The organism is Aquibium oceanicum (assembly GCF_001889605.1).
Lineage (GTDB): Bacteria > Pseudomonadota > Alphaproteobacteria > Rhizobiales > Rhizobiaceae > Aquibium > Aquibium oceanicum.
The window spans coordinates 3,620,072-3,645,105 of sequence record NZ_CP018171.1; the positions used below are offsets into that span (position 1 = coordinate 3,620,072).

At 65.0% G+C, this 25,034-nt stretch carries 26 protein-coding genes and 1 pseudogene; 4 read left to right on the top strand and 23 right to left on the bottom strand.

Going from position 1 to position 25,034, the window contains the following annotated elements; all coding sequences use genetic code 11:
• Nucleotide 1 precedes the first annotated feature (1 nt).
• From BSQ44_RS17730 to pobA, 8 genes and pseudogenes are all read right to left on the bottom strand, one after another.
• Complete coding sequence (locus tag BSQ44_RS17730; protein WP_072606471.1) at nt 2-1,288, bottom strand: multidrug effflux MFS transporter; 1,287 nt, start codon at nt 1,286-1,288, stop codon at nt 2-4.
• Nucleotides 1,183-2,253 (bottom strand): 3-carboxy-cis,cis-muconate cycloisomerase, encoded by a 1,071-nt coding sequence (locus BSQ44_RS17735; protein ID WP_072606472.1) that lies wholly within the window; start codon nt 2,251-2,253, stop codon nt 1,183-1,185. Before BSQ44_RS17735 ends, BSQ44_RS17730 begins: the two co-directional genes overlap by 106 nt.
• 15 nt (nt 2,254-2,268) lie before the next feature.
• Nucleotides 2,269-2,880: a protocatechuate 3,4-dioxygenase subunit alpha gene (pcaG, locus tag BSQ44_RS17740; RefSeq protein ID WP_072606473.1), complete on the bottom strand. Its 612-nt coding sequence runs from the start codon at nt 2,878-2,880 to the stop codon at nt 2,269-2,271.
• 14 nt (nt 2,881-2,894) lie between these two features.
• Nucleotides 2,895-3,041 (bottom strand): annotated as a pseudogene (locus tag BSQ44_RS17745) (type II toxin-antitoxin system RelE family toxin); the annotation flags it as partial.
• Between the two features lie 6 nt (nt 3,042-3,047).
• Complete coding sequence (gene relB / locus BSQ44_RS17750; protein WP_235633258.1) at nt 3,048-3,314, bottom strand: type II toxin-antitoxin system RelB family antitoxin; 267 nt, start codon at nt 3,312-3,314, stop codon at nt 3,048-3,050.
• A 23-nt stretch (nt 3,315-3,337) separates the two neighbouring features.
• Nucleotides 3,338-4,096 (bottom strand): protocatechuate 3,4-dioxygenase subunit beta, encoded by a 759-nt coding sequence (gene pcaH / locus BSQ44_RS17755; RefSeq protein ID WP_072606475.1) that lies wholly within the window; start codon nt 4,094-4,096, stop codon nt 3,338-3,340.
• Nucleotides 4,093-4,452 carry a 4-carboxymuconolactone decarboxylase gene (pcaC, locus tag BSQ44_RS17760; RefSeq protein ID WP_378216149.1) on the bottom strand — a complete coding sequence of 120 codons (360 nt, stop codon included), beginning with the start codon at nt 4,450-4,452 and terminating at the stop codon, nt 4,093-4,095. The genes pcaH and pcaC overlap by 4 nt, the downstream gene beginning before the upstream one ends.
• A 187-nt stretch (nt 4,453-4,639) precedes the next feature.
• Nucleotides 4,640-5,812, bottom strand: coding sequence for a 4-hydroxybenzoate 3-monooxygenase (pobA, locus tag BSQ44_RS17765; RefSeq protein ID WP_072606476.1), 1,173 nt, complete (start codon nt 5,810-5,812; stop codon nt 4,640-4,642).
• 115 nt (nt 5,813-5,927) lie between these two features.
• On the opposite strand from pobA, the gene BSQ44_RS17770 reads away from it, so the two are divergent.
• The gene (locus BSQ44_RS17770; protein WP_072608136.1) at nt 5,928-6,809 is read left to right on the top strand and encodes a helix-turn-helix domain-containing protein; all 882 of its coding nucleotides are present in this window, start codon (nt 5,928-5,930) and stop codon (nt 6,807-6,809) included.
• Nucleotides 6,810-6,913: 104 nt separating this feature from the next.
• On the opposite strand, the gene BSQ44_RS17775 is transcribed toward BSQ44_RS17770, so the two are convergent.
• From BSQ44_RS17775 to BSQ44_RS17785, 3 genes are all read right to left on the bottom strand, one after another.
• On the bottom strand, nt 6,914-7,933 hold the full coding sequence (locus BSQ44_RS17775; protein WP_378216147.1) for a fatty acid desaturase: 1,020 nt from the start codon (nt 7,931-7,933) through the stop codon (nt 6,914-6,916).
• A gap of 265 nt (nt 7,934-8,198) precedes the next feature.
• Nucleotides 8,199-8,408: a cold-shock protein gene (locus tag BSQ44_RS17780; protein WP_072606478.1), complete on the bottom strand. Its 210-nt coding sequence runs from the start codon at nt 8,406-8,408 to the stop codon at nt 8,199-8,201.
• 236 nt (nt 8,409-8,644) lie between these two features.
• Nucleotides 8,645-10,510, bottom strand: coding sequence for a pilus assembly protein TadG-related protein (locus BSQ44_RS17785; RefSeq protein WP_335623218.1), 1,866 nt, complete (start codon nt 10,508-10,510; stop codon nt 8,645-8,647).
• A gap of 405 nt (nt 10,511-10,915) precedes the next feature.
• Between BSQ44_RS17785 and BSQ44_RS17790 the strand changes: the two genes are divergently transcribed.
• Nucleotides 10,916-11,734: a transglutaminase-like domain-containing protein gene (locus BSQ44_RS17790; protein WP_072606480.1), complete on the top strand. Its 819-nt coding sequence runs from the start codon at nt 10,916-10,918 to the stop codon at nt 11,732-11,734.
• Between the two features lie 54 nt (nt 11,735-11,788).
• Here BSQ44_RS17790 and BSQ44_RS17795 read toward each other — a convergent pair whose 3' ends face one another.
• The 10 genes from BSQ44_RS17795 to aptA all read right to left on the bottom strand — a co-directional run bounded on the left by BSQ44_RS17795 (nt 11,789) and on the right by aptA (nt 21,402).
• Entirely contained in the window at nt 11,789-12,754 is a 966-nt protein-coding gene (locus tag BSQ44_RS17795) for an ABC transporter substrate-binding protein (protein WP_072606481.1), read from the bottom strand.
• A 24-nt stretch (nt 12,755-12,778) separates the two neighbouring features.
• Nucleotides 12,779-13,900: an ABC transporter permease gene (locus tag BSQ44_RS17800; protein WP_072606482.1), complete on the bottom strand. Its 1,122-nt coding sequence runs from the start codon at nt 13,898-13,900 to the stop codon at nt 12,779-12,781.
• 88 nt (nt 13,901-13,988) lie between these two features.
• Nucleotides 13,989-14,855 carry an ABC transporter permease gene (locus BSQ44_RS17805; protein ID WP_072606483.1) on the bottom strand — a complete coding sequence of 289 codons (867 nt, stop codon included), beginning with the start codon at nt 14,853-14,855 and terminating at the stop codon, nt 13,989-13,991.
• A complete protein-coding gene (locus BSQ44_RS17810) occupies nt 14,852-15,415 on the bottom strand; it encodes a hypothetical protein (RefSeq protein ID WP_072606484.1) in 564 nt (187 codons plus the stop codon). Before BSQ44_RS17810 ends, BSQ44_RS17805 begins: the two co-directional genes overlap by 4 nt.
• Nucleotides 15,416-16,246 (bottom strand): ABC transporter ATP-binding protein, encoded by an 831-nt coding sequence (locus BSQ44_RS17815; RefSeq protein WP_072606485.1) that lies wholly within the window; start codon nt 16,244-16,246, stop codon nt 15,416-15,418.
• A 151-nt stretch (nt 16,247-16,397) separates the two neighbouring features.
• Nucleotides 16,398-17,849 (bottom strand): dihydropyrimidinase, encoded by a 1,452-nt coding sequence (gene hydA, locus BSQ44_RS17820; protein WP_072606486.1) that lies wholly within the window; start codon nt 17,847-17,849, stop codon nt 16,398-16,400.
• Nucleotides 17,850-17,867: 18 nt separating this feature from the next.
• On the bottom strand, nt 17,868-18,503 hold the full coding sequence (locus tag BSQ44_RS17825) for a LysE family translocator (RefSeq protein WP_072606487.1): 636 nt from the start codon (nt 18,501-18,503) through the stop codon (nt 17,868-17,870).
• Between the two features lie 13 nt (nt 18,504-18,516).
• Nucleotides 18,517-19,767: a Zn-dependent hydrolase gene (locus BSQ44_RS17830; RefSeq protein WP_072606488.1), complete on the bottom strand. Its 1,251-nt coding sequence runs from the start codon at nt 19,765-19,767 to the stop codon at nt 18,517-18,519.
• 11 nt (nt 19,768-19,778) lie between these two features.
• The gene (locus BSQ44_RS17835; protein ID WP_072606489.1) at nt 19,779-20,069 is read right to left on the bottom strand and encodes a cupin domain-containing protein; all 291 of its coding nucleotides are present in this window, start codon (nt 20,067-20,069) and stop codon (nt 19,779-19,781) included.
• A 4-nt stretch (nt 20,070-20,073) separates the two neighbouring features.
• Entirely contained in the window at nt 20,074-21,402 is a 1,329-nt protein-coding gene (aptA, locus tag BSQ44_RS17840; RefSeq protein WP_072606490.1) for an omega-aminotransferase AptA, read from the bottom strand.
• A 228-nt stretch (nt 21,403-21,630) separates the two neighbouring features.
• On the opposite strand from aptA, the gene BSQ44_RS17845 reads away from it, so the two are divergent.
• The gene (locus BSQ44_RS17845) at nt 21,631-22,263 is read left to right on the top strand and encodes a TetR family transcriptional regulator C-terminal domain-containing protein (RefSeq protein WP_072606491.1); all 633 of its coding nucleotides are present in this window, start codon (nt 21,631-21,633) and stop codon (nt 22,261-22,263) included.
• 148 nt (nt 22,264-22,411) lie between these two features.
• Here BSQ44_RS17845 and BSQ44_RS17850 read toward each other — a convergent pair whose 3' ends face one another.
• Nucleotides 22,412-23,638 (bottom strand): sensor domain-containing phosphodiesterase, encoded by a 1,227-nt coding sequence (locus tag BSQ44_RS17850; protein WP_072606492.1) that lies wholly within the window; start codon nt 23,636-23,638, stop codon nt 22,412-22,414.
• Between the two features lie 197 nt (nt 23,639-23,835).
• Here BSQ44_RS17850 and BSQ44_RS17855 point away from each other — a divergent pair, with 197 nt between their 5' ends.
• Nucleotides 23,836-24,657, top strand: a complete 822-nt coding sequence (locus BSQ44_RS17855) for an NYN domain-containing protein (RefSeq protein WP_072606493.1) — start codon at nt 23,836-23,838, stop codon at nt 24,655-24,657.
• Nucleotides 24,658-24,794: 137 nt separating this feature from the next.
• Here BSQ44_RS17855 and BSQ44_RS17860 read toward each other — a convergent pair whose 3' ends face one another.
• Nucleotides 24,795-24,998: a hypothetical protein gene (locus BSQ44_RS17860; RefSeq protein ID WP_072606494.1), complete on the bottom strand. Its 204-nt coding sequence runs from the start codon at nt 24,996-24,998 to the stop codon at nt 24,795-24,797.
• Nucleotides 24,999-25,034: the final 36 nt, after the last annotated feature.

Below are 25,034 nucleotides of genomic sequence, written 5' to 3' on the forward strand. Positions count from 1 at the left end.
GCTATCGGGCGCCGCCTTCACCTCCTCGGCGCCATCCCAGCAGCCCGAAGAGGCACAGCGTGCAGATGGCGAGCAGCGTCCAGCAGAACGCGGTGACGCTGTCGCCCGTCAGCACGACCAGAACCGCGACGATCGTCGCCGAGCCGATCTGGCTGACGAAGCCGTAGAAGGCGGCCGTGAAGCCGGCGATGTCGCCGTGCGGGTCGAGCACCATCGCGGCGGCGTTGGAATAGAGAATGAGGTAGCTGGTCGCGAAGAGCACGAGCAGCGCCGTCATGACGAATGCGCTCATGAAGCCGGCCCAGATTGCGGCCAACATGAGAAGCACTGAAACGATCAGCACCGCCGTGCCCGCGAGCATCGCGTTGACGATGCCGACGCGCCGGATCAGCTGCCTGTTCGCCGCCTGGCCGATGATGATCCCAAAGCCGTGGAAGGCGAAGTAGAGCGCGAACGTCGTCCCGGTCAGTCCGAACGCGTGCTCGTAGATGCGCGGCGTCGCGGCGAGGATCAGCAGCATCGACGACATGATGACTGCCGACAGGAACAGGAAGTGCCGCGATTGCGGATGGCGCAAGAGCCGTTGCACCCTCTGCAGGAACACGCGCGGCCGCATGGCATCGGGCGACGGCGTCCGCAGCGTCTCCGGCAGCCGCATCAGGACCACCAGCAGGCCGCCGGCGAAGATCGCGAGCCCCAGGAAGATGAAGCGCCAGCCCGCCAGAGCCCCGACGGCGGCGCCGATCAGCGGCGCGAGGATCGGCCCGATGGCGAAGATCGCGGTGGCGAGCGCGAGGTTGCGGGCGAGCTCCTCGCCCGAGTGCCGGTCGCGGATGATGGCCCGCGACGCCGCGATCGCGGCCGCCGCGCCAAGCCCCTGGAGGATGCGGCTTGCGAGCAGCAGGGTGATCGACGGGGAAAGGGCGGCGACGAGGCATCCGAGCAGGAAGATGCCGAGCCCCGCGCCGAGCGCCGGGCGGCGGCCGAAGCGGTCGGACACCGAGCCCCAGAAGAGCTGTCCGAAGCCCGCGCCGATCATGTAGAGCGAGATGGTCCACTGGACCTGTTCGAAGGGCGCGCCGAAATCGCGCGCCATCGCGCCGAACGACGGCAGCGTGATGTCGACCGAAAAGGACGAGATCGACATCAGCATGCCGCAATAGAAGACGATGGCGCGTTCCTTCACGCGGACGCGTCTCGCGCCTTGAAGGAGATGTTGGCGACGAGCTTCGCCGCGGTGGAGAGCGCCGCCCCGCAGGCGATGGTCATCTGCGGCAGCAGCATCCACTCGAGCGTCCAGGCCGCGCCCGAGCGCTCGTTCTCGTGCACCATCGCGTGGTGCATGCCCGAAACCAGAGTGGCGTTGAAGCGCGCCAGCGTCACCAGCGCCTCGGCGCCGACGGGATTGACCTTGTGCGGCATGGCCGAGGAGCCGCCGCCCGAGCCGAGCCTGATCTCGCCCACCTCGCTCTGCGCGGCGAGCGCGATGTCCTGACCCATCTTGCCGAGGCTCCCCGTCACCACCGACAGCCATGACGCGAATTCGGCGATGCCGTCGCGCTCGGAATGGCGGGGATGATCGATAGCGGTAAGATGCAGCGCCTCGGCCAGCCGGGTCGATACCGCCTCACCCTTGCCGCCGAGCTTTTCCAGTGTTCCGGCCGCGCCCGCGAAATGAAGCACCGCCACGCCGTCGCGAACGGCCGGAAGCCGCTCGCGGTGGCGTTCCAGCGGATCGCGCCAGCTCCGGATCTTGCGCGCGGCGGTGACGGGGATCGCCGCCTGCATGCGCGTATGCGCCATGACCTCAGTGCCGCCGTCGCGGCGCTCCAGCGCGGTGAGGTCTTCGACGAGGCCTGAAAGCCTGCGGTCGAAGATATCGCAGACCCCGACGAGGCGGATCGCGAGGCTTGTGTCGATGACGTCCTGGCTGGTCGCGCCGAAATGGACGTGCACGGCATCGTCGCCGCCAACGGCCTTGCGCAACTGCCTGACCAGTTCGGGAATGACGAGACCGTCCTGCGCGACACCCGCCTTCAGCCCCTCGGCATCAGGCGAGAAGCCGGCGAGCACCTCGCCGATCCGCTCCGCCGCTTCCGCGGGAATGACCCCTTCAGCGGATTCCGCCCGCGCCAGTTCCGTCTCGAAGCGGAGCATCTCGCGCATCTCCGCCTCGGCCGAGAACAACGCGGCGATTTCCGCGTCGCCCAGGAGACCGGAAAGATGGGGATGGTCGAACGGCGATGCGGGCATGAAGTCGGGCAGTTCTCAGATGTCGAAGAAGACGGTTTCCTTCTCCCCCTGGAGATGGATGTCGAACGTGTAGACGTTGCCTTCCCGCTTCGCAATCAGGGTCGGCACCCGCACCTTGTGCTCGATCCGCTGCAGGACCGGGTCCTCGGCGTTCGCCTTCTCCTCGTCGCCGAAATACATCCGTGTATGGAGGCCGAGATTGATGCCGCGGGCGACGATCCAGAATGAGATGTGCGGCGCCTGCGGGCGGCCGTCGCGGAACGGCACCCGGCCTGGCTTGATGGTCTCGAAGACGAACTCGCCCGTATCCATGTCGGCCGGGCAGCGGGCCCATCCCGAGAAATTCGGATCGGCCGAGCCGCGCATTTCCGAGGGAGAATTGTAGAGCCCGTCGGCATCGGCCTGCCAGATCTCGACCAGCGCATCGCGCAACGCCGTGCCGGTGCCGTCGAGCACGCGCGCCTTCACCGTGACGCGCTCGCCCTTGGTCTTGTCATTGATCATCTGGGTGCCGAGGTCGGTTTCGTAGACCCCGCCGATATCGCAGAAATTCGGCGTCAGCCCGATGTGAACGTAGGGACCCGCGGTCTGCGAGGGCGTTTCCTTATAGCGGTCAAGCGACTGCATGGCTTCTCTCCCGATTAGCGATAGATGTCCGATCGATGGCCGATATCCACGACCAGGACGACGAGTTTCTGGTCCTTTATCTCGCAGATGAGGCGGTAGTCGCCCACGCGGTAGGACCAGTAGTTTTCAAGCGAGGCGTGAAGCGCCGCCGCCACGACTCTGAGCTCTCAATCGTCCCAGCCGAGGTCGCGTCTTACTTCATCCAGAGTGTAGGTCCTCTCTTCTCCGCGACGGATGCGTTCTGACACCTCTACCGCGGTGTAGTAGGCCTCCAAGTCATCCAGCCCGTTCGCGACCAGCTCGCGCAGGTGGTAGGCCTTGGAGTAACCGGTCCTGGCAGCCAGCGCGTCCAGTCGGGCTTCGATTCCGGGCTTGAGTCGAATGCTGTACGGCATTGAGACGACCTCCGCGTCGAATACATGCAGTGATGGCATTCAACGCAACCTTCGCTTCCAGATCAATTCCCCTCCAGCCGGTTCTCGAACAGGGTCGAGCGGCGCCCGCGCAGCACGATGTCGAACTTGTAGGCCATGGCGTCCATCGGGATGGTCGCTTCCATGTCGAGCGGCGCGATGAGCGCCTCGATCGCTTCCTTGCTCGGGATGGTAGAGACGATCGGGCACTTCCAGATCAGCGGATCGCCCTCGAAATACATCTGCGTGATCAGCCGCTGGCCGAAACCGTTGCCGAAGACGGCGAAATGGATGTGGCGCGGACGCCAGTCGTTGACGCCGTTCGGCCAGGGATAGGGACCAGGCTTGATGGTGCGGAAAGTGTAGAAGCCGTCCTCGCCGGTGATCGTGCGGCCGCAGCCGCCGAAGTTCGGGTCGAGCGGGGCCAGGTAGCCGTCCTTCTTGTGCCGGTAGCGGCCGCCGGCATTGGCCTGCCAGAATTCGACCAGCACGTTGGGAACGCCCTTGCCGCGCTCGTCGAGCACGCGCCCGTAGACGATGATGCGCTCGCCGATGGCGCTCTCGCCCGGCTTGGCGAAATTGAGGATCAGGTCGTTGTCGAGTTCGCCCAGGATGTTGTGGCCGAAGGTCGGGCCGGTGATCTCGCTGATCGTGTTGTCGAGCGAAAGCAGCGCCTTCTGCGGCGAGCGCAGCACCGAGGTCTTGTACTGCGGCGTGTAGGCCGGCGGATGCCAGGCGCGGTCGCGCTGGAAGAAGGATCCCGTTTCCGGTCCGCGGTTGGAAAGGTCGACCCTCTCGTTCATGACGTCTTCTCCTCCATTTCGGCAAGCGTCTGCTTGACGATCTTGATGGCATGGTTGGCGGCGGGAACGCCGGCATAGATGGCCACGTGCAGCATGGCTTCGCGGATGTCGCCGGGGGTGGCGCCCGTGTTGGCCGTGGCGCGCACGTGCATGGCGACCTCCTCGTCGTGGCCGAGTGCCGCCAGCAGCGCCAGCGTCACGATCGAGCGCTCGCGCTTGGTCCACTCCGGCCGAGACCACACGTGACCCCATGCCGCCTCGGTGATCAGGTCCTGAAACGGCTCGTCGAAACCGGTCTTCTTCGCCTCGGCCCTGTCGACATGATCGGCGCCGAGGACGCTCCGCCGCGTCGCCATTCCCTGGACATACCGCGGAGATCTGGCGTTTTCGTCGGTCAAATGAACCCTCCCTGATCGGTCTTTGTATACATAGCCGGGAAGCGCCGTCGCGGGAAAGGTCATTTCCGGAAGCATTCGTGACTTTTCCGGCGTGCTTCCTTGATGCAGATCAAGGCCCGCCCCGCAACCGCTTGTGCGCCTCGCCTCAGTAGGGCAGCCCGACGTAGTTTTCGGCAAGCGACATCGAGGCCGCGCGGGAATGCACGAGGTAGTCCAATTCGGCCTCCTGGATCTTCTGTCCGAAATCGCCCGCATCGTGGAACTTGTGCATCAGCGAGGTCATCCACCACGAGAACCGCTCCGCCTTCCAGATGCGCCTGAGCGCACGCTCGGAATAGCCGTCGATGCCGGCCGTCGATTTCTCCTGATAGTGGTCGCGCAGTCCATGAAACAGGTAGCGCACGTCGCTGGCGGCGAGGTTCAGCCCCTTGGCGCCAGTCGGCGGCACGATGTGCCCGGCGTCACCGACGAGGAATAGACGTCCGAAGCGCAGCGGCTCGGCCACGAAGGACCGCAGCGGCGCGATCGACTTCTCGATCGACGGCCCGGTGGTCATCTTTTGCGCCGCCTCTTCTGGCAGTCGGCGCCGGATCTCGTCCCAGAAGCGATCGTCCGCCCAGTCCTCGACCTTCTCTTCCAGTGACACCTGCACGTAGTAGCGGCTCCGCGTGTTGGACCGCATGGAGCAAAGCGCGAAGCCGCGCGGATGGTTGGCGTAGATCAGTTCGTGGTTGACCGGCGGCACCTCGGCGATGACGCCGAGCCAGCCGAAGGGATAGACGCGCTCGTAGGTCTTCAAGAGCGCCTCCGGCGCCGACTTGCGCGACACGCCGTGATAGCCGTCGCAACCGGCGATGAAATCGCAGTCGATGCGCGTCTCCACGCCGTCCTTGCGATAGGTCACGTAGGGATGCTCGCCGTCGAAATCGTGCGGCATGACGTCGGCCGCTTCGTAGACGGTGACGCCGCCGGTCGCCTCGCGCCGGTCCATGAGGTCGTGGGTGACTTCGGTCTGGCCGTAGACCATGACGCGCTTGCCGCCTGTCAGGCCGTGGAGGTCGATGCGGTGGCGCTGGCCGTCGAAGGCGAGGTCGAAGCCGTCATGCGGCAGGCCCTCGGCATGCATGCGCCGGCCCGCGCCCGCCTCGTCGAGCATGTCGCACATGCCCTCCTCCAGCACCCCGGCGCGGATGCGCGACAGCACGTAATCCTTGGTGACGCGCTCCAGGATGACGTTGTCGATCCCGGCATCGGTGAGCAACTGCCCGAGCAGCAGCCCGGCCGGCCCGGACCCGATGATGACGACCTGCGTGCGCATGGCTTCCTCCCTGACGCCTCCACTCTCCTCACGTCAGTGGACGACGGCGGCGAAGGTCTCAATGGACAGTCCGCGCAATAGCTTGCACAATCCGAACATTGCCAGGACCGCAACCATGAACCGCCCCGTCCCGAACTACCAGCTCTACGGCGAGACGCCCGACCGGGGCGGCGAATTCTGGTTACACTGCGAGACGATACCGGAGCGCAGCCGCCTGCACGAATGGGAAATCCGGCCGCACCGCCACCCGGCCTTCTTCCAGATGTTGTACATTTCGGACGGAAGCGGCGAGGTACTGGCCGACGGCGGCTACCTTCCCATGGCACGGTCGACGGCGGTGTTGATGCCGCCGGGCGCGGTGCACGGCTTCCGCTTCTCGCGCGACATTGGCGGGCTGGTGGTCACCGTGCTGCGCGAACGGCTCGACGCATTGTGCGCGGCAAGCAGCGACGTCGCAGCCTTCGCCGCGAGCCCCCGCGTCATCGCGCAGGCCGACGCGCGGGCGCCGGAGGCTGTCACTAGCCTGCGCCGCATCGAGGCGGAACTGGCCGGCCGCGGCATCGCGCGCATGGTCCTGCTCGACGCGCTGGTCACCTCGGCCGTCATCGAACTCGCGCGCACCGGCGGCAGCGCGGACGTCACGTCCGGGGAGCAGGACCGCGACCAGGCGCGGCTCGACGAACTCGCCGCGCTGATCGGCGCCCACTACCGCGAGCACCGCCCGGTGGCGTTCTATGCGGAGAAAATCGGTGTCTCGGCGACGCATCTCAACCGCATCGCGCGGGCGCGCACCGGCCACAGCCTGCAAGGCCTGGTCGACCTGCGCCTGATGGAGGAGGCCAGGCGCAACCTCGTCTTCACCTTCCTGCCGGCGCAGACCATCGCGCTCGACCTCGGTTTTTCGGACCCAGCCTATTTCAGCCGCTTCTTCCGCAGACAGGCAGGCGAGACCCCTGCGGCGTTCCGGGCGAGGGAAAGGGCGAGGCTGAGGTTTTGAGAGTCTGGTGTCGGGAACGAGGCGCCGGTTCCAGCCATACGTTCGGGCGGTTGGGGCGGTCGCCCGCCCCTTCCTCAACAATCGTCCGCTCCGTCAGCGCCGTCTCAGGCCGCCGCTCGGGCCTCGCGGAAGGAGACCAGCCGACGGGCGTTTTCGTCCCACAGGACGAGTTTGACGCATTTCAGGCTTTCCAGAAGCGTGATGCGGCCGACGTTGCGCAGGTCGGGATGGTCGCGCAGCACTTCCGGGAGGCGGTAGAACGGGATCTTCGCCGAAAGATGGTGGACGTGATGGATGCCGATATTGCCGGTGATCCAGGCGAGCGGCCATGGCAGGTCGTAGTGCGATGAGCCGTGAAGCGCGGCGTGCTGGAAGCTCCATTCGCCCTCGCCCGACCAGTGCGTTTCCTCGAACTGGTGCTGGACGTAGAACAGCCACACGCCGATGGTGGCGGCGAGAAGGGTGATCGGCACCTGCACCAGGAGGAAAGGCCACAGCCCCACCAGCCAGATCATGGCGGCGACCGGCAGGACGATGGCCAGATTGGTGGCGATGGTCGAGACCCAGGGCTGGGCGCCGGCACGCATCAGCCCGATGGGCAGGCGGTACTGGCACAGGAACAGCCAGGCAGGGCCGAGGCCGAACATGACGATCGGGTGGCGGTAGAGCCGGTAGCGCGCGCGGCCGAGCCAGGGGAGCGCACGGTATTCGCGCACCGTCAGCGTGTTGACGTCGCCGATGCCGCGCTTGTCGAGATTGCCCGCGGTGGCGTGGTGGACGGCATGGGTGCGGCGCCAGTAATCGTAGGGGGTGAGCGTGAAGACGCCGAGGACCCGGCCGGTCCAGTCGTTGAGGCCGCGTCGGGCAAACAGCGTACCGTGGCCGCAATCGTGCTGGAGGGCGAACAGGCGCACCAGGAATCCGGCCGCGGGAATGGTCAGGACGAGGCCCACCCAGTATCCGTTGAGTACCGCGACGGCCGCCAGGGCCCATAACGCGATGAAGGGCACCGCGGTCACCAAGATCTCGAACGTGCTTCGGACCGTACTCGGCTCCCGGTATTGCGCGAGGAGAGCGGACCACGACGGCGACTTCCGTTCGGCGGGGGCGGCGGCGAAGCTGATTTCCAACGAGTTCTCCAAATCGGGGCGGCGGCACCAGAGGTCCAGCTCGCAGGGGTGGGCCGTTCTCGAGAAGACTCTCGCTTCGTCGCACGATCCGTATGATATCCAACGCCGGCCGGAGGTAAATGGCTCCGGCTAATCGACGGCCCTATCGGGAAACCATCGTAGGCGTCATAAAAAAAGGCCGGGCGAAGGCCCGACCTCTCCTTGTCGTCTCGTCGCGCCGTGCCGGTACATCCGCGGTCACGGCGCCAAGACGAATGCCTTACGCGGCCTGCAGGTTTTCCGCGGCGTTCTTGCCCGAGCGGTTGTCCCTGACGACGTCGAAGGTCAGCTTCTGGCCTTCCACGATGGTGCGCATTCCGGCGCGCTCGACGGCGGAAACGTGAACGAACACGTCGGTCGAGCCGTCCTCAGGCTGGATGAAGCCGAAACCTTTGGTGGCGTTGAAGAACTTTACGGTTCCAGTGGTCATGACGATTTCCTTTCAATCGGTCACGGAAGACGCCTGCCACGCCGAATGCGCGACAGTGCGTTTGAGTCGACGTTGAAACGGAAGATCGTCGTGCTCGCGGACATGCCGCGCGAAACAAAGTTCAATTCGCAATATCGATGTTGGTTACATAGAACGTCGAGGTGGCGGAAACAAGGCGCCCATTGGAATAGATTGCCCCGCACCGCCCGCGGGCCGGGGGGCGGCCATTCCGGCGCCTATCCGACGATGCGCAGGTTCGACAATTCGTCCGCGATTTCCTTGAACTTGTCGGAAAGATTGGCGCCGGTCGCGTTCCAGTAGAGCTTCGCGGGACTTCCCGAACTGTCGTTGCGGAAGCGGGAGTTGGACGAGCACGCCTTGAGCGCGTCGATCTGCGCCTTTTCGTCGGACTTGGACGTGCTCAGATCGAGCGACACGGTCATGACGATGATGCCCTTGGCCTTGGCGCTTTCGCAAAGGGCGTTCATCTGCTGCGTCATGGCGCTGGTGTAGTTGTCGTTCGAATAGGTCGTCTTCCCGACCGTGGTGCCCATGAACATGCGGGTGTAGGATTCGCCCGGCTGCTTCAGGCCGGTGTAGCCGTAGGCCGAGTAGGTCGATTTGTTGGCCGCCGCGTCGGCATACCCCAGCGAGCTGGGCGTATAGTAGGTGTTGGCGCCGTCGGTGAGCACGATGACGACCTTGTCGTTGCCCTTCTCGGTCTCCACCCTGCCCTCGGTGAAGGGAGCATCGTGGGAAACGGTCCGCCATCCCCAGGCCAGGCCTTCGGGAACGTTCGTCGCCCCCAGCGGGGTCATCGCGTCGATCGCGTCCTCGATCTTCTTCTTACCGGCCGCGACGCTGACGTCGACGAGCGCCGTGATCGGCTTGGTGGTGCAGGAATCGTTCGGCCCGCTGCTGGCTGCCGCGGCGGACGTGCCCTCCCCGGCCGGCGTGAAGTACTTGGGCATGTATTTCTGCCGCGTCGAGGCGTTGCTGGAGGTCGTCACGTCGACCCACCAGCTGTTGGGTGCCGAACCGCCCGAGGTCTGGTCTGTCTCGTCGGGGGCGAACATCGGCACGAAGAGCGTCGCCGGCGTCGCCGTGAGCGGGGCGGCATCGTTGAGGTTGTAGGGATAGGGGCGCGCCTCGACGCATCCCTGCCAGCCGGCGAAGGCGCCGTAGGAATACTGGTACGCGCCGTTGTCGACCCAGCCATAGGTCCGGCACGATCCGCTCGACCTGTACGAGGTGCACACATACTGCATGTCCGCGACCCAGGACTTGCCGGTGACCCGCTTGACGTCGTTGAACATCGTGAAGCGGGTGACCTTCTGGTTCTCCTCCGCGCCCCAGTCCGCACCCTTCTTGTAGTAGATGCCGCCCGACAGCTGCACCTTCTTGGTCGAAGGCATGGTCGTCCAGTCGAAATCCTCGTGATGGATCGGCGAACGGCCATCGACGTCCATCCACGCGGCGGTGGCGTTGGAGGGACCCACATTCACGGAAGCGGCAAAGGGGACGAGCGAGAACTGCACCGGCTTGTCGACCTGCTTGAGCTGGTCGGCCTGCGCGGCGAGCGTGGAAACGAGTTGCTTGGCGGCGTCGCGCAGAAGCACGATCCGCTTCTTCCCCGATCCCGAACCCGTGTAGTCCATCGAGCCGGAGTTATCGAGGACGAGCGCGACCTCGAGCGTGTTCTTCAATCTCACCTTCGTCTCGGCCTGAAAATCCAGCACCGCCTTGTCGCTGCCGATGAGGCTGGTGAACCCGTCGAGGAAGAAGGGCTTGAAACTATGTGTCGCCGAGATCGTCAGCACACCGCCGCCGGTCCCCTCGTTGGGAAGGACGAGCGTGAACTTCGCGCCACCACCATCGATCCCGTTCAGGTTGGCGAGGAAGAAGTCCTTCGCGTAGGCGGTGGTCGCATCCTTGCTGGCGCCTTCGACGTAGTAGCGCGCAGCGGCGATGCCGGCCGCATCGAGGGCGTTCTGGACGATCGCCCGCTCTCTCGAAAGCTCGGTGTAGTCCACCGCCAGGGCGAGCGAGCCCAGGATCGGGATGATCGCCACCGCCGTGGCGATCGCATAATCGCCACGCACATCACGCAAGAATTTTCGGAACATCTGCCTGCACCCGCAAGAAACGAGCCCAACCAACGCGATCCTTAGGGATCATGTGTTAAAAATCCTTGCTGGGATTCCGCGGTATTCTTCGAATCGGGAGGAGATCGTCGGCGCGGCGCGATGGGACGTCAGAGATTGCCGGCAGATGGCCGGCGCCGTGTTTATTCCGGCCGACCGCTTGTCAATCGTCCAAATCAGGTGATCTATGATCATGCTGCCGCTGCACATACGCGGGGGGCGCGACATCGTCGGGGCGCACGCAGGCTGCCGGCAAGGAGTAGCCAGCATGACCGTCCGTACCCCAGAGACACCCCGGGAAGGGCCCGGCCATTCCGTTTCGCGCGATTTCGCCCTGCCCATCCTCGCGGCGGGGCTGGGTAAATGCTGATCCGCTACGGCTACGAGATCACGCTGACCTGCCAGCAGCCGACCGCGCTGGTGTGTCTCCTGTCGGTGCACCAGGACCGTGCGGCCGACATCAGGGTGCCGGAAGCCACCTTTACCGCGCCCGAAGTGCCCGTGACCAGCTATCGCGACCTGTTCGGCAATCTGTGCCGCCGTCTCGTCGCGCCGGCCGGCGACCTGACGATGTGGGGCGATGCAACGATCGAGGACGATGGCCAGCTCGACCCGGTTGTGCCTAGCGCCCGCGAGCGCACCGTGCCTGAACTGCCGGACGATTGCCTGGTCTACCTCATGGGCAGCCGCTACTGCGAGACCGATCGCCTGAGCCAGATCGCCTGGGATCTGTTCGGCTCACTGCCGCCGGGCTGGAGCCGGGTGCAGGCGATCTGCGACTTCGTCCACGACCATATCCGCTTCGATTACCAGCAGGCGCGCTCGACCCGCACCGCATTCGACGCCTACCACGAGCGGGTCGGCGTGTGCCGCGACTTCGCGCATCTCGCCGTCGCGTTCTGCCGCTGCCTCAACATTCCCGCCCGCTACGTGAACGGCCATCTCGGCGACATCGGCGTGCCCGTCGTAGACCCGATGGATTTCAGCGCCTGGATCGAGGTCTTCCTCGACGACACCTGGTACACGTTCGACCCGCGAAACAACGTGCCGCGCATCGGCCGGATCGTCGTGGCGCGCGGTCGCGACGCGGCGGACATTCCGCTCGTCAATTCGTTCGGGCCGCACGTGCTCAAGGGATTTCGCGTGTGGACCTACGAGGTCGCCGAGGCGACGCCCCGCTGAAACGCAGAAGGGGCGGACGCCCGCCCCTTCCGAAGATCCCGTTGCCGGAAATCCTTACATCGCGTCGGTGATGTCCGCCGTCCATGCGCCTTCCGGCTTTTCCTTGATGATGCCCTGGTTGACCAGCGCGTCGGCGGTGCGCTCGTAGGCATCCTCGCGCAGCTTGGCGTCCGGCTCGCCGATCAGCTTGGCGACCTCGCCCATCATGCGCACCTGGTGGTTCTCGTCCTGGCCGCCATTGTCCATGACGATACCGGCCGCCTCTTCCGGGTTGGCGATGGCGTATTCCCAGCCCTTCATCGAAGCGCGCACGAAACGGACCATCTTGTCCTTGAAAGCCTCGTCCTCAAGGTTCTCCTCAAGAACGTAGAGCCCGTCCTCCAGAAGGTCGTTGCCCATCTCGGTGTAGTTGAAGACGATCAGGTCCTCGGGCTTGTAGCCGGCGTCGATCAGCTGCCAGTACTCGTTGTAGGTCATGACCGAGATGCAGTCGGCCTGCTTCTGGATCAGCGGCTGCACGTCGAAGCTCTGCTTCAGCACCGTCACGCCCTCGGGGCCGCCTTCGGTCGAATAGCCGAGCTTGTTCATCCAGGCATAGAACGGATATTCGTTGCCGAAGAACCAGACGCCGAGCGTGTGGCCGGGGAAATCCGCCTCGGACTTGATCGGGCCGTCGGCCGGGCAGACGAGCTGCATGCCGGCGTTTTTGTACGGCTGGGCGATGTTGACCAGGTCGACGCCCTTCTCGCGCGCCGAGAGAGCCGCCGCCATCCAGGTGACGATGACGTCCGCGCCGCCGCCGGCGATCACCTGTTCGGGCGCGATGTCGGGGCCGCCCGGCTTGATGGTGACGTCGAGGTCCTCTTCTTCATAGAAGCCCTTCTCCTTGGCGACGAAATAACCCGCGAACTGGGCCTGGGCGACCCATTTCAGCTGCAGCGTCACCTCGTCGGCGGCCAGCGCCGGCAGGGCGGCGAGCGACATGGCGCCCGCGAGCATCGAAACGATCATTTTTTTCATGTCTTTTTCCCTCTGAAGTTGTGTCTATCCACCGCGGACAGACGGATGCCAGAACGTCACGGCCCGCTCGAGGAGGGCCAGGACACCGTAGAAGATCGACCCCGCCAGCGCCGCGACGGCGATTTCCGCCCACACCATGTCGACGTTCATCCTGCCGACTTCGGTGGAGATGCGAAAACCCATGCCGACCACGGGCGTGCCGAAGAACTCGGCCACGATAGCGCCTATGAGCGCCAAAGTGGAGTTGATTTTCAATGCGTTGAAGATGAAGGGCGCCGCGGCCGGAAGCCGCAGCTTCGCCAGCGTCTGCCAGTAGCCGGCGGCATAGGTGCGCATCAGGTCGCGCTCCATGGCGCCAGAGGCCGCCAGCCCCGCGACCGTATTCACCAGCATCGGGAAGAAGGTCATCACCACGACCACCGCCGCCTTTGACGGCCAGTCAAAGCCGAACCACATGACCATGATGGGCGCGATGCCGATGATGGGGAGCGCCGAGACCATGTTGCCGATGGGCATCAGCCCGCGGCGCAGGAAAAGGAACCGGTCGGCCAGCACCGCGACGGCGAAGCCCGTACCGCAGCCGATCGCATAGCCGATGACAACCGCCTTGAAGATCGTCTGGTTCACGTCCGCCGCCAGCACCGGCCAGGACTGCGCGATGCGCAGGCCGACCGCGCTCGGGGGCGGCAGGAGGACGAACGGGATGCCGGCGCCGCGTGTGATGGTTTCCCACAGGATCAGAAGCCAGGCGCCGAATATCGCCGGTACCAAAAGCCGCAGCAGCGCATCGATCTGGCGCGAGGACGATCGTATGTCGGACAGCACGGTCACCAGCCGCCACGCGAGCAGCCATGCCGCGGCGACCAGCACGAAGTAGGCGAGCGTCGCGGTGCCCTCGTTGCCGGCGATCATGGCGATCAGGAGCCATGCGGCGCCATGCACGCAGACGAAGAGGAACGCGGCTTCTGCAGGTCTGGACGGTCCGGTGACGGGGAACACCGCGCCCGCGACAATCAGCGCGAAGACGAGCACGGTCGGTCCCGCGCTGCCTTCCGCCACGATCAGCGGCAGGCCGAACAGCGCCGCGACGCACAGCAGGAGCGCCGGGATCGACTGCCAGGGGAGACGGGTTCCGAGCGCGGTCATGGATGGCACCGGGCGGTGGAGACATCGAGACCCCCACCCCCTCGAGGGGAGGGGTTAGGGATGGGAACAAATTCAGCCACAGGCACGATCATCCAGCCCGCGCCCCCATCGCCCGTTCGGTGATGCGCCCGGCCAGCCCGACAAGGCTGACGAGCAGCACCGCAACGATCGAGCCGGCCACCAGCGCGGCGAACATGTCGATCGTCTGGCTGTAGTAGGAGCCGGAGAGCAGCTTGGCGCCGATGCCGGCCACCGCGCCGGTCGGCAGTTCGCCAACGATGGCGCCGACGAGGCTTGCCGCGACGGCGACCTTCATCGAGGCGAACAGGAACGGCACGGACGACGGCACCCGCAGCTTCCAGAAGGTCTGGGCCTGGCTGGCATTGTATGTATGCATGAGGTCGAGATGGGTGATCTCGGGCGAGCGCAAGCCCTTCACCATACCAACCGCGACGGGGAAGAAGGACAGATAGGTCGATATCAGCGCCTTGGGGATCAGCCCCGTCACGCCGATCGCCGCGAAGACGACGACGATCATCGGCGCCAGCGCAAGGATCGGGATCGTCTGCGAGGTGATGATCCACGGCATCAGGCTGCGGTCGAGGCTGGTCACGTGGACGATGCCCACCGCGATCGCAATCCCGAGCGCTGTGCCGAAGGCGAAGCCGAGCACGGTCGAGGAGAGTGTCACCCAGGCGTGGTAGACGAGGCTGCGGGTCGAGGTGACCTTCCGCAGGAAGGTGTTCTCGAAGAAATTGACCGCCACCTGGTGCGGCGCCGGCAGCGTGGGCTTGGGTTGCGACATGGTCTTGACCACGAACTCCCACTGCCCCGGCGTCTCGCCCGCGCGCCGGTCGAGATCGCGCTGGAACGGGGCGTTCATGGCATAGGCGCCGACATACCAGACCGCCACGATCGCGGCGAGGATGACGAGCACGGGAACGATCCGGTTCATGCCGCCGCCCTCCCCCAGCGCGGAATCTCGGGCCCGCACGCCGCGATGATGGCTTCCGCGTCGTCTCGCGATATCCTCCTTGCGACACTGACCTGACCGGAACCGGTCCTGATCTTCAGCGCCGATTGCGGAATGCGCTTGCCGTTGACTTTCACGGTGATGCCCGGGTCGTCCGAAACCCAGTGCATGTCGCCCATCGCGTCGATCGGCAGGCGGGTCGTCCCGCCCAGGCCGAGGATCTTGCGCGATACCGAAACCGCCGCGGGGGTGATGACGAGGACCGTCCGCCCGAACAGCTTCCAGAGGATGTTGATCAGCGCGAAGGCTACGCCGATGACCCAGGCGACGAGCCACATGACGAAGAAGGCGCCCGACTGACCCTTGTCCCGCTCGACCATGAGCAGCATCACGGCAAGCAGGCCGCCGAAGCTCCAGAAGACGAGAAAGAATACCGGGACGACGACGGCTCCGATTCCGCCCGCGGGCTTGATGGACACCGTGGTGACCCCCTGCCGGTTGCGGACGGAAATACGCCGCGACAGCCTCCTGTTCTCGCTCACTCAGGCATCCTCATAACTATGCCCCGCCCTCAGGCCCTCGCGCACGCGGTGGGCGATCGCCAGGAATTCGGGAGTCTCGCGGATGTCGAGCGGCCGCTCCTTCGGCAGCGTCGAGTGGATGACGTCGGTGACGCGGCCCGGCCGTGGGCTCATGACGACGATCTTGGTCGACAGGTAGACGGCCTCCGGGATCGAGTGGGTGACGAAGCAGATCGTCTTCGTCGTGCGGGTCCAGAGATCCAGGAGCTGTTCGTTCAGGTGGTCGCGCACGATCTCGTCGAGCGCCCCGAAGGGCTCGTCCATCAGGAGGAGGTCGGCGTCGAAGGCGAGCGCGCGGGCGATCGAGGCGCGCTGCTGCATGCCGCCGGAAAGCTGCCAGGGGAACTTCTTCTCGAAGCCGGACAGATTGACGAGGTCGAGCGTGCGCTTCACCCGCTCGCGCTGCTCGGCCGCGGGCATGCCCATGATCTCGAGCGGCAGGGCGACGTTCTTCTCGATGGTGCGCCAGGGATAGAGCGCCGCCGCCTGGAAGACGTAGCCGTAGGCACGGCGTTTGCGCGCCTCGTCGGGCGACATTTCGTTGACCGTGATCGTGCCGGCGGTGGGCTGCTCCAGGTCGGCGATCACGCGCAGGAAGGTGGTCTTGCCGCAGCCCGACGGGCCGATGAAGGAGACGAACTCGCCCTTGCCGATCTCCAGATTGACGTCCGAGAGCGCGTGTACCGGACCGTCCGCGGTTTCGAAGGTAAGCCCCAGACCCGACGCATGGATGATCGGCGCGAGCCCGGCGCCCGCCTCAGCAGTTCTGGTCCGACTGTCGGAAGCGTTCATTCCTGCTCCTTTGCCATCCTCGATCGGACACCCATACGCCAAAAAACCCATCCGGCCAGCGCTCCGGAGACGGGCAGGTTTTCGCCCAGGTCCGGACAGGCGGACAGCATCGGCGCGACGGTGACGGCCGGGAACGGCCTCCCGATCAAGCTCACACCCCGCTGGCGGGGATGCCGGTGCGCTCGACCTTGCGCGGGGCGACAAGCTCCTTCCAGGTCGACAGCGCCTTGCTCACGGCCTGGTGCGGTTCGCGGGCGACGAACTGGCCGTGGCCAGGCTTGGCCTTGACTTCGAAATTCTCCACCGCGATCTCGCCGCGCGTCAGGACGTATCTCGGCAGGCCCTTCACCTCGATGCCCTCGAAGACGTTGTAGTCGATCGCCGACTGCTGCGCGCCCGACGTGATCGTCTTGGTCTTCTCGGGATCCCACACGATGATGTCGGCATCCGCGCCTTCCACGATCGCACCCTTCCTGGGGTACATGTTGAGGATCTTGGCGATGTTGGTGGAGGTGACGGCGACGAACTCGTTCATCGTCAGACGCCCGGTGTTGACGCCCCTGGTCCATAGCACCGGGAGGCGATCCTCCAGTCCTCCCGTGCCGTTGGGGATCTTCGTGAAATCGCCGACGCCATAGCGCTTCTGCTCGGTGGTGAAGGCGCAGTGGTCGGTCGCCACCACCTGCAGCGAACCGGCCGAAAGGCCTGCCCAGAGCGAATCCTGATGCTGCTTGTTGCGGAAGGGCGGGCTCATGACGCGGCGCGCGGAATGGTCCCAGTCCTTGTCGAAATACTCGCTCTCGTCGAGCACCAGGTGCTGGATGAGCGGCTCGCCGTAGACGCGCATGCCCTTCTGCCGCGCGCGGCGGATCGCCTCGTGGCTCTGCTCGCAGGAGGTGTGCACGACGTAGAGCGGCGCGCCCGCCATGTCGGCGATCATGATGGCGCGATTGGTCGCTTCGCCTTCCACCTCGGGCGGCCGCGAATAGGCGTGCGCCTCAGGCCCGTCATTGCCCTCGTCGAGCAGCTTCTGCTGCAGCTGCGCCACCACGTCGCCGTTCTCGGCATGGACAAGCGGCAGCGCGCCGAGCGCGGCGCAGCGCTGGAACGACGAATACATCTCGTCGTCGTTGACCATCAGCGCGCCTTTGTAGGCCATGAAGTGCTTGAACGAGGTGATGCCCTTGTCGACCACCTGCTGCATCTCGTCGAAGACTTGCTCGCTCCACCAGGTGATGGCCATGTGGTAGGAATAGTCGCAGCAGGCGCGGGTCGACTTGTTCGACCACATGTCGATCGCCTCGAGCAGCGACTGGCCCGGCGACGGCAGGCAGAAATCCACCACCATGGTGGTGCCGCCCGAAAGGGCTGCCCGCGTGCCGCTCTCGAAATCGTCCGTGGAATAGGTGCCCATGAAGGGCATCTCCAGATGCGTGTGAGGATCGATGCCGCCCGGCATGATGTAGCATCCGGTCGCGTCGATCTCGTGGTCGGCATGCAGGTCGTGCCCGATGGCGACGATCTTGTCGTGCTTGATCAGCACATCCGCCTTCCAGCTCCGGTCGGCAGTGACGATGGTTCCGTTCTTGATGACTTTGGACATTGTGTACCTCCGAAAATCTCAGTTTCGCAATGTGGCAAGTTTCAACCCAAAGCCGATGAAGACGAGGCCCGTCAAAGCCTTGACCCCGCGCTGAACACCCCCGCTGCGGGCTGCAGCGGACAGCCGATCGAACAGAAGTACGATCGGGCCGAACCATGCGACGTTCAGACAGGCATGGACCATGACGAGCAGGTAGGCCGCGAGCGGCGAGCCGCCGTCATGGGGCATGAACTGCGGAAAGGCGGCAATATAGAACATCGCGACCTTCGGATTGAGCGCATTGGTGAGGAACCCCTCGCCGAAGGCCTTGGCGAGCGTCCGCCGCCGCCGTGCCGGCGCGACCTGCGCGAGCTTCGCCGGACTGCCGCGCCCGGCTTCGACGAGCGCCTTCACCCCGATCCAGATCAGATAGGCCGCGCCGAGGAGCTTGACCGCCGTGAACAGATTGGCCGACTGAAGAAGCAGCACCGACAGGCCGAAGATCGCGAACGTGCCGTGCACGAAAAACGCGACCACGAACCCCGCGATGTTGGCGAAACCGGCCGCCCTGCCCGACGTCGGCACCGTCTTCGCGATCAGTACGCCGTTGGGACCGGGCGACATGATGAGCAGCGCGGCCATGGCAGCAAAGGCAAGGACGGTGGGAAGCGTCATGCGGGCAGATCCCCTACTCCACGATCCCCGCCGTTTCCACCACCGCGTGGAACAGCACGTCGGTCCCGGCCCGCGCCCACTCCTTCGAAATCTCCTCCGCCTCGTTGTGGCTGAGACCGTCGACGCAGGGGCACATCACCATGGCCGTCGGCGCTACGCGGTTGATCCAGCAGGCGTCATGGCCGGCGCCGGACACGATGTCGCGGTGCGAGTAGCCCAGCCGTTCGGCCGCGTCGCGCACGGCCTTCACGCAGCCTTCGTCGAAGGTGACGGGATCGAAATGGCCGACAGGCTCGACCTCGAAGCCGATGTCGAGCGCCTCGCAGATGGTGGCGATGCCCTCTTCAATGCGCGCACGCATCTCGTCGAGGATGTCCTTGTCCGGACAGCGGATGTCGATGGTGAAGACCGCCTTGCCGGGGATGACGTTGCGCGAATTGGGATAGACCTCGACATGACCGATCGCGCCGACGGCGTCGGGCTGGTAGTCCATCGCCACTTCGTGCACGAGTTCGGTGACCCGCGCCATGCCGAGCCCGGCGTTTCTGCGCTTGGGCATCGGCGTCGAGCCGGTGTGGGCATCCTTGCCCGTCAGCGTCACCTGCAGCCACCACAGCCCCTGGCCGTGGGTGACCACGCCGATGTCGACGTCCTCGTCCTCCAAGATCGGTCCCTGCTCGATATGCAGTTCGAAGAAGGCGTGCATCTTGCGCGCGCCGACCTCCTCCTCGCCCTTCCAGCCGATGCGCTCCAGTTCGTCGCCGAAGCGCTTGCCATCCCGGTCCTGGCGCGCGTAGGCCCAGTCCTGCTCGTGCTGGCCGGCGAAAACGCCCGAGGCGAGCATGGCCGGCGCGAAGCGCGTGCCTTCCTCGTTGGTCCAGTTGGTCACCACGATCGGGTGCCTCGTCTTGATGCCGAGATCGTTCAGCGTGCGGACCACCTCCAGTCCGCCGAGCACGCCCAGCACCCCGTCATACTTGCCGCCGGTCGGCTGCGTGTCGAGATGGCTGCCGACATAGACCGGCAGCGCGTCCGGGTCGGTGCCCTCGCGGCGGGCGAACATGGTGCCCATCTGGTCGACGCCCATGGTCAGGCCCGCCTCCTCGCACCAGCGCTTGAAGAGATGGCGCCCCTCGCCGTCGGCGTCGGTCAGGGTCTGGCGGTTGTTGCCGCCGGCGACGCCGGGCCCGATCTTCGCCATCTCCATGAGCGAATCCCACAAACGGTCTGGATTGATTCGCAGATTTTCGCCCGGTGCGGCCATGCGGCAGGTCCTCAGTTCTTCAGTTCGGTCTCCACGAAGGACATCGGCGCGGCCCCCGCGTTGACGACGTTGTGCTCCACGCCCTCGTCCCGACGGTAGGTCGCTCCCGCCTCCATGTCGACCCGGCGACTACCGCCGCCGGGCTCCTCCAGCAGGAAGGCGCAGGGCGTCAACGTGGTCACGACATAATCCATGCCGTGCCGGTGCCATCCCGTCTCCGCTCCGGGAGCGAAATCCCAGCGCGTGACGCGAACCTTCGCGTCGTCGACAAGAACCTCGTGCGTGGCCTGCGGACGCGACATGAGGCTATTCCACCTCGTTCAGGACGGTGCGCACGCAATCGACCAGTTCGTCGATCTGGCCCTTTTCGATGATCAGCGGCGGCGAGAGCGCGATGATGTCGCCGGTGGTGCGGATCAGGCAGCCCTTCTCGAAGGCCTTCACGAAGGCCGAGAAGGCACGCTTGGTTGGCTGACCGGCGATCGGCTGAAGCTCGATGGCACCGACCAGCCCGATGTTGCGGATGTCGATGACGTTGGGCGCGTCCTTCAGCGAATGCAGCGCGTCGGCCCAGTAGGGCGCGAGTTCGGCGCCGCGCGTCAGCAGCCCCTCTTCCTTGTAGGTGTCGAGCGTGGCGAGCGCGGCGGCGCAGGCGATCGGGTTACCGGAATAGGTGTAGCCGTGGAAGAACTCGATCATGTGCTCCGGCCCGGCCATGAAAGCGTCGTGGATCTCCTTCTTGACGAACACCGCGCCCATGGGGATGACGCCGTTGGAGACGCCCTTGGCCGTGGTGATGATGTCGGGGATCACATCGAAATAGTCTGCCGCGAACGGCGTGCCGAGACGCCCGAAGCCGGTGATGACCTCGTCGAAGATCAGAAGGATGCCGTGCTTCGTGCAAATGTCGCGCAGCTTCTTGAGGTACCCCTTCGGCGGGATGAGCACGCCGGTGGAACCCGCCACCGGCTCCACGATCACCGCCGCGATGGTCGATGCGTCGTGCAGGGTGACGATGCGTTCTAGTTCGTCCGCCAGTTCCGCGCCGTGCTCGGGCTCGCCTTTCGTGAAGGCATTCTTGCCCGGCAGGTGGGTGTGCGGCATGTGGTCGACGCCCGTCAGTAGCGTGCCGAACATCTTGCGGTTCGTGACGATGCCGCCGACAGAGATGCCGCCGAAATTGACACCGTGATAGCCGCGCTCGCGGCCGATCAGGCGGGTGCGCGATCCCTCCCCCTTCACGCGCTGGTAGGCCAGCGCGATCTTCAGGGCCGTCTCGACCGATTCGGAGCCCGAATTGGTGAAGAACACATGGTCCATGCCTTCCGGCGCGACGTCGACCAGGCGGTTCGCCAGTTCGAAGACGATCGGATGACCCATCTGGAAGGCCGGCGCGTAGTCGAGTTCGCCCGCCTGGTGCGTGATCGCCTCGGTGATCTTCGGCCGGCAGTGGCCGGCGTTGACGCACCAAAGCCCGGCCGTGCCGTCGAGGATCTTGCGGCCGTCGGTCGTCGTGTAGTGCATGTCCTTGGCAGAGGCCAGCATGCGCGGCGACTGCTTGAACTGCCGATTGGCGGTGAAAGGCATCCAGAACGCGGAAAGATCGTTCGGCGCCACATTGAGACGGTTCGACATACCAAGCCTTTCTTGTTTTCTTGAGCCCCTCGCCCTCGCCGGCCGATGCTTGGTCTGTCCGCGCCGACGCGCTTGCAATTTTTGACCGGTTGGACAAACGTTAGCACCGCCACATGAGCGGTCAAGGGAATACTAGCCCGAAGCCGCGCTCCGCAGCGCGCTCCACGGGCAGGCCACGAACTGGTCCAGTCCGTTGGGCCACCGGAGCAGCGAGGAAGGCGGCCGGTCATGGACGAAAAGGTGCGCAAGCCGCGCACGCGCATTCAGGTCGAGAAGCGCGAGCTGATCCTCGAGGCAGCGCTCGAATGCTTCTCACAACACGGGTTTCGCGGCGCGACCATCGACCAGATCGCGGCGTCGGCCGGCATGTCGAAACCCAACCTGCTCTACTATTTCAAGAGCAAGGACGACATCCACCGCACCCTGATCCAGCGCCTGCTCGACACCTGGCTGGCACCACTGCGCGAGATCGACGATATCGGCGATCCCGTCACGGAACTCAGGAGCTACATCCGCCGCAAGCTGGAGATGGCGCGCGATTATCCGCGCGAGAGCCGTCTTTTCGCGAACGAGATCCTGCAGGGCGCGCCGCGCATCCTGCCGATGCTGGAAGGCGAGCTGAAGTCGCTGGTGGACGAAAAAAGCGAGGTGATCCGGCGCTGGATGCGAACCGGCAAGATCGCCCGCACAGACCCTTACCACCTCATCTTCGCCATCTGGGCGACGACCCAGCACTATGCCGACTTCGATGTGCAGGTGCGCGCCGTGCTCGGCCCCAAACGCGACGGCGAAGGCCGCTTCGAGGACGCGGCGCGGTTCCTGGAGCAGCTGTTTGTCGAGGGGCTGAAGCCGAAGGGATGAGAACCGCGGGGTGAAGCTTCCCAACGTGATTGGGGCGTTGGATCAGTCGCGGAAGGTTCGAGCCTAACCGAGTTGGCGAAGCTATTCAGGATCGGCGGCCGCTTCGCGCCTGCTGCTGGACAAGAAGCCCGTCACAATCCACAGGCAGCTATGCCGATTCTCGCTGTCTGGAATCTCTCAGCAACTCCTGCGTGGCAGCCAAGTCCTGCGGCCGCCCCAGATAGTAGCCTTGAGCGAGCGGCACCCCCAATGCCCTCAGCGTATCCAGTTCGGCCTGCGTCTCGACGCCCTCGGCAATGATCACGCAATCCGTCTTGATGGCAAAGTATATGAGGGCCGCCGCCAAGGCTTGGCGCGCCTGGTCCGTATCGACGTCGCGGGTCAAGCTCATGTCGAGCTTGATGAGATCGGGGCTAAGGCTGAGAACGTGCTGCAGCCCCGAATACCCGGCCCCCGCGTCATCGACGGCGATCCGGACACCCGCTTGGCGCAAAGGCGCTATCGCTGCAGCCAGGGCCGTATAGTCAGCGACGGGCGCATGCTCGGTAATCTCGAGCACAAGTCGGTCCTTGGGAACGTTGGCCAGCACACGAGGCAATTCGCCACTCAGGATCGTCTGGGGAGCGGCATTGAGGGAAAGATAGATGTCTCCCGGCAGATGCCGGAAGGCTTCGAAGGCCTTCTCCAAGACAGCGAGTTCGAGAGCAACGCCACAGCCGCTCTCGAAGGCGTCCTTGAACCACTGATCGGGCGAGCGGTAGGGTTCGACCGTGAAGCGGCACAAGGCTTCCAACCACGTGGGCCGCGATGAATTGAAAGCCACGATGGGCTGGTAGACGATTTTGAAGGCGTCCTGGGCGAGAACCTGCTCCACCAGCGCGCGTCTGTCTTGCGCCTCCCGTTCTCGTTCCTTCCGGTCATTGATCTGGCTCGCCGCCATGTCCGCGAATATCTTCATCATCTTCAGGTCGCGGTCGTTCAACGTCTTGTTCGGTGAAGGGCTGAGGCAACAGAACATCCCGAACGGAATGCCGTCCTTACCCTTGAGCGGCACGCTCATATGCGCACCGATCGGCACATCCCTCGTTATCGGCATGGAACGCGCAAGCTCGTAGTCTGCCGTATCGGCCATCAGTTCGGGAAGCCTGCCTGCCAGGATGTGGCGGCAGTAGACATCGTCCAGCGAGCGGACGTCGCCCACCTTGATGAGCGCCTCAAGCCCTGGCGCGTCGACCTCCGCAAAAACGGAGTCGTTCCCGACAAACTCCGAGATGTAGGCCACCTCCATGCCGAGATGCTTCCTGATCGAAGCCAGAGCGAGCTTGACGGATTCGTCGGAACCAGCCCCGACGAGGGATGAAAGTGACTTCTGCACGACCTTACCTCATTGCGGGGCTGACCATGGGGCAGAATTCTTTAGGGATCGTAACGCCCGACTGAACACATCGGCGAAAGCGCCTGTCCGGAAGGGCGGGAGGGAAAACCCGCCGAATTCGCCAAATTGCGCCGAATTGCGAAAGCGGAACTTCAAACCCGCGCCGTACCCTGACGGCTCCTGAGGAGCCAGCACCAGTGAGAGAGCTCATTGCCGTTCTGATCGACGGCGAGAATGTCGCTTCGAGCCATATCGCCGCGATCATGAAGAAAGCCGAGAGCATCGGAGAGCCGGTGACCGGCTGCGTGGTCGGCGATTTTTCGGCGAACAGACTGGGAGAATGGGCAAGAGCCGCGCCCCGGCACGCGCTCGAACTCGTCTATCAGCCGTCATGCGGCAAGGGGATGAACTCGGCCGACATCGCCCTGACGATCCGCGCCATGGACCTGCTGGCCTCCGGCGCGTTCCGGGGCTTCCTGCTCGTCTCCAGCGATCGCGACTTCGCCCCGCTGGCCCTTCGCCTCCGCCGCGCGGGCGTGGCCGTCTACGGCATGGGCGAGGCGAAAGCCGGCGGCGCGTGGCGGAATGCCTGCACGCAATTCTTCGATCTCGTCGCCATCCCGACTGGCACGCCGGCTACCGCCACGGGTGCAAACCCGGCCACGATCGAGAAGCAAGCCGCGCCGCCGAACACCGCATGGGGCCAGCAGGACAGGGAAGCGGTCAGGGGAATCCTCAGAAGTTCGGCTCGCGATGGAGCATCCTGGGTCAAGCTGTCGCAACTCGGCCAATCCGTGCGCGACGTCTCGAAGGAACTCGGCGCACGCCTGGGAAACGGAAAACTCCTCAAGAACCTGCGGACGGACGCCTCGGTCGAAGTACGCGGGCAAGGCTCGGGAATCGTGGTGCGGCTGAAGCCGTGCGAAGAGAACGGACCGGCGACAATACGGGCGCCTGCTGCTGCGCGTGCGGCCGGGCCGAAGCGCTGTGCCGGCGTGACACTGGCAAGCGTCGAGTGAGACACGTTATCCGAGCGTGCAACCATGAAGGGACGTACGAAGTTCGCAAGCTGAAGCGCAGGTGGTACATCTCAAAGATCGCGGCGCGCTTTGGCAGCGCGATGGATCCGGTTCCCCATGTACCGGATGTTACCCGGTCAGTATCCCAGCCAAACCACGCCGACAACGACGAGCGCGAATACGGTCATGAACGCGATACCAAGCCTGACGGTGCGGCTATCGGCATGGGTGAGGGATTTTTCGTAGGCTTCATCGCCGAGTTCCTCGCGCGCCAGCCTCTCCCGCAATGCCCGTGCAGCTTCGTTGTCGCCGCGCTGCATCTGCTTGTAATAGCCGGACATGTCGTTCCCCCTCGTTTCGAGCAGTGTCGCGCAGGA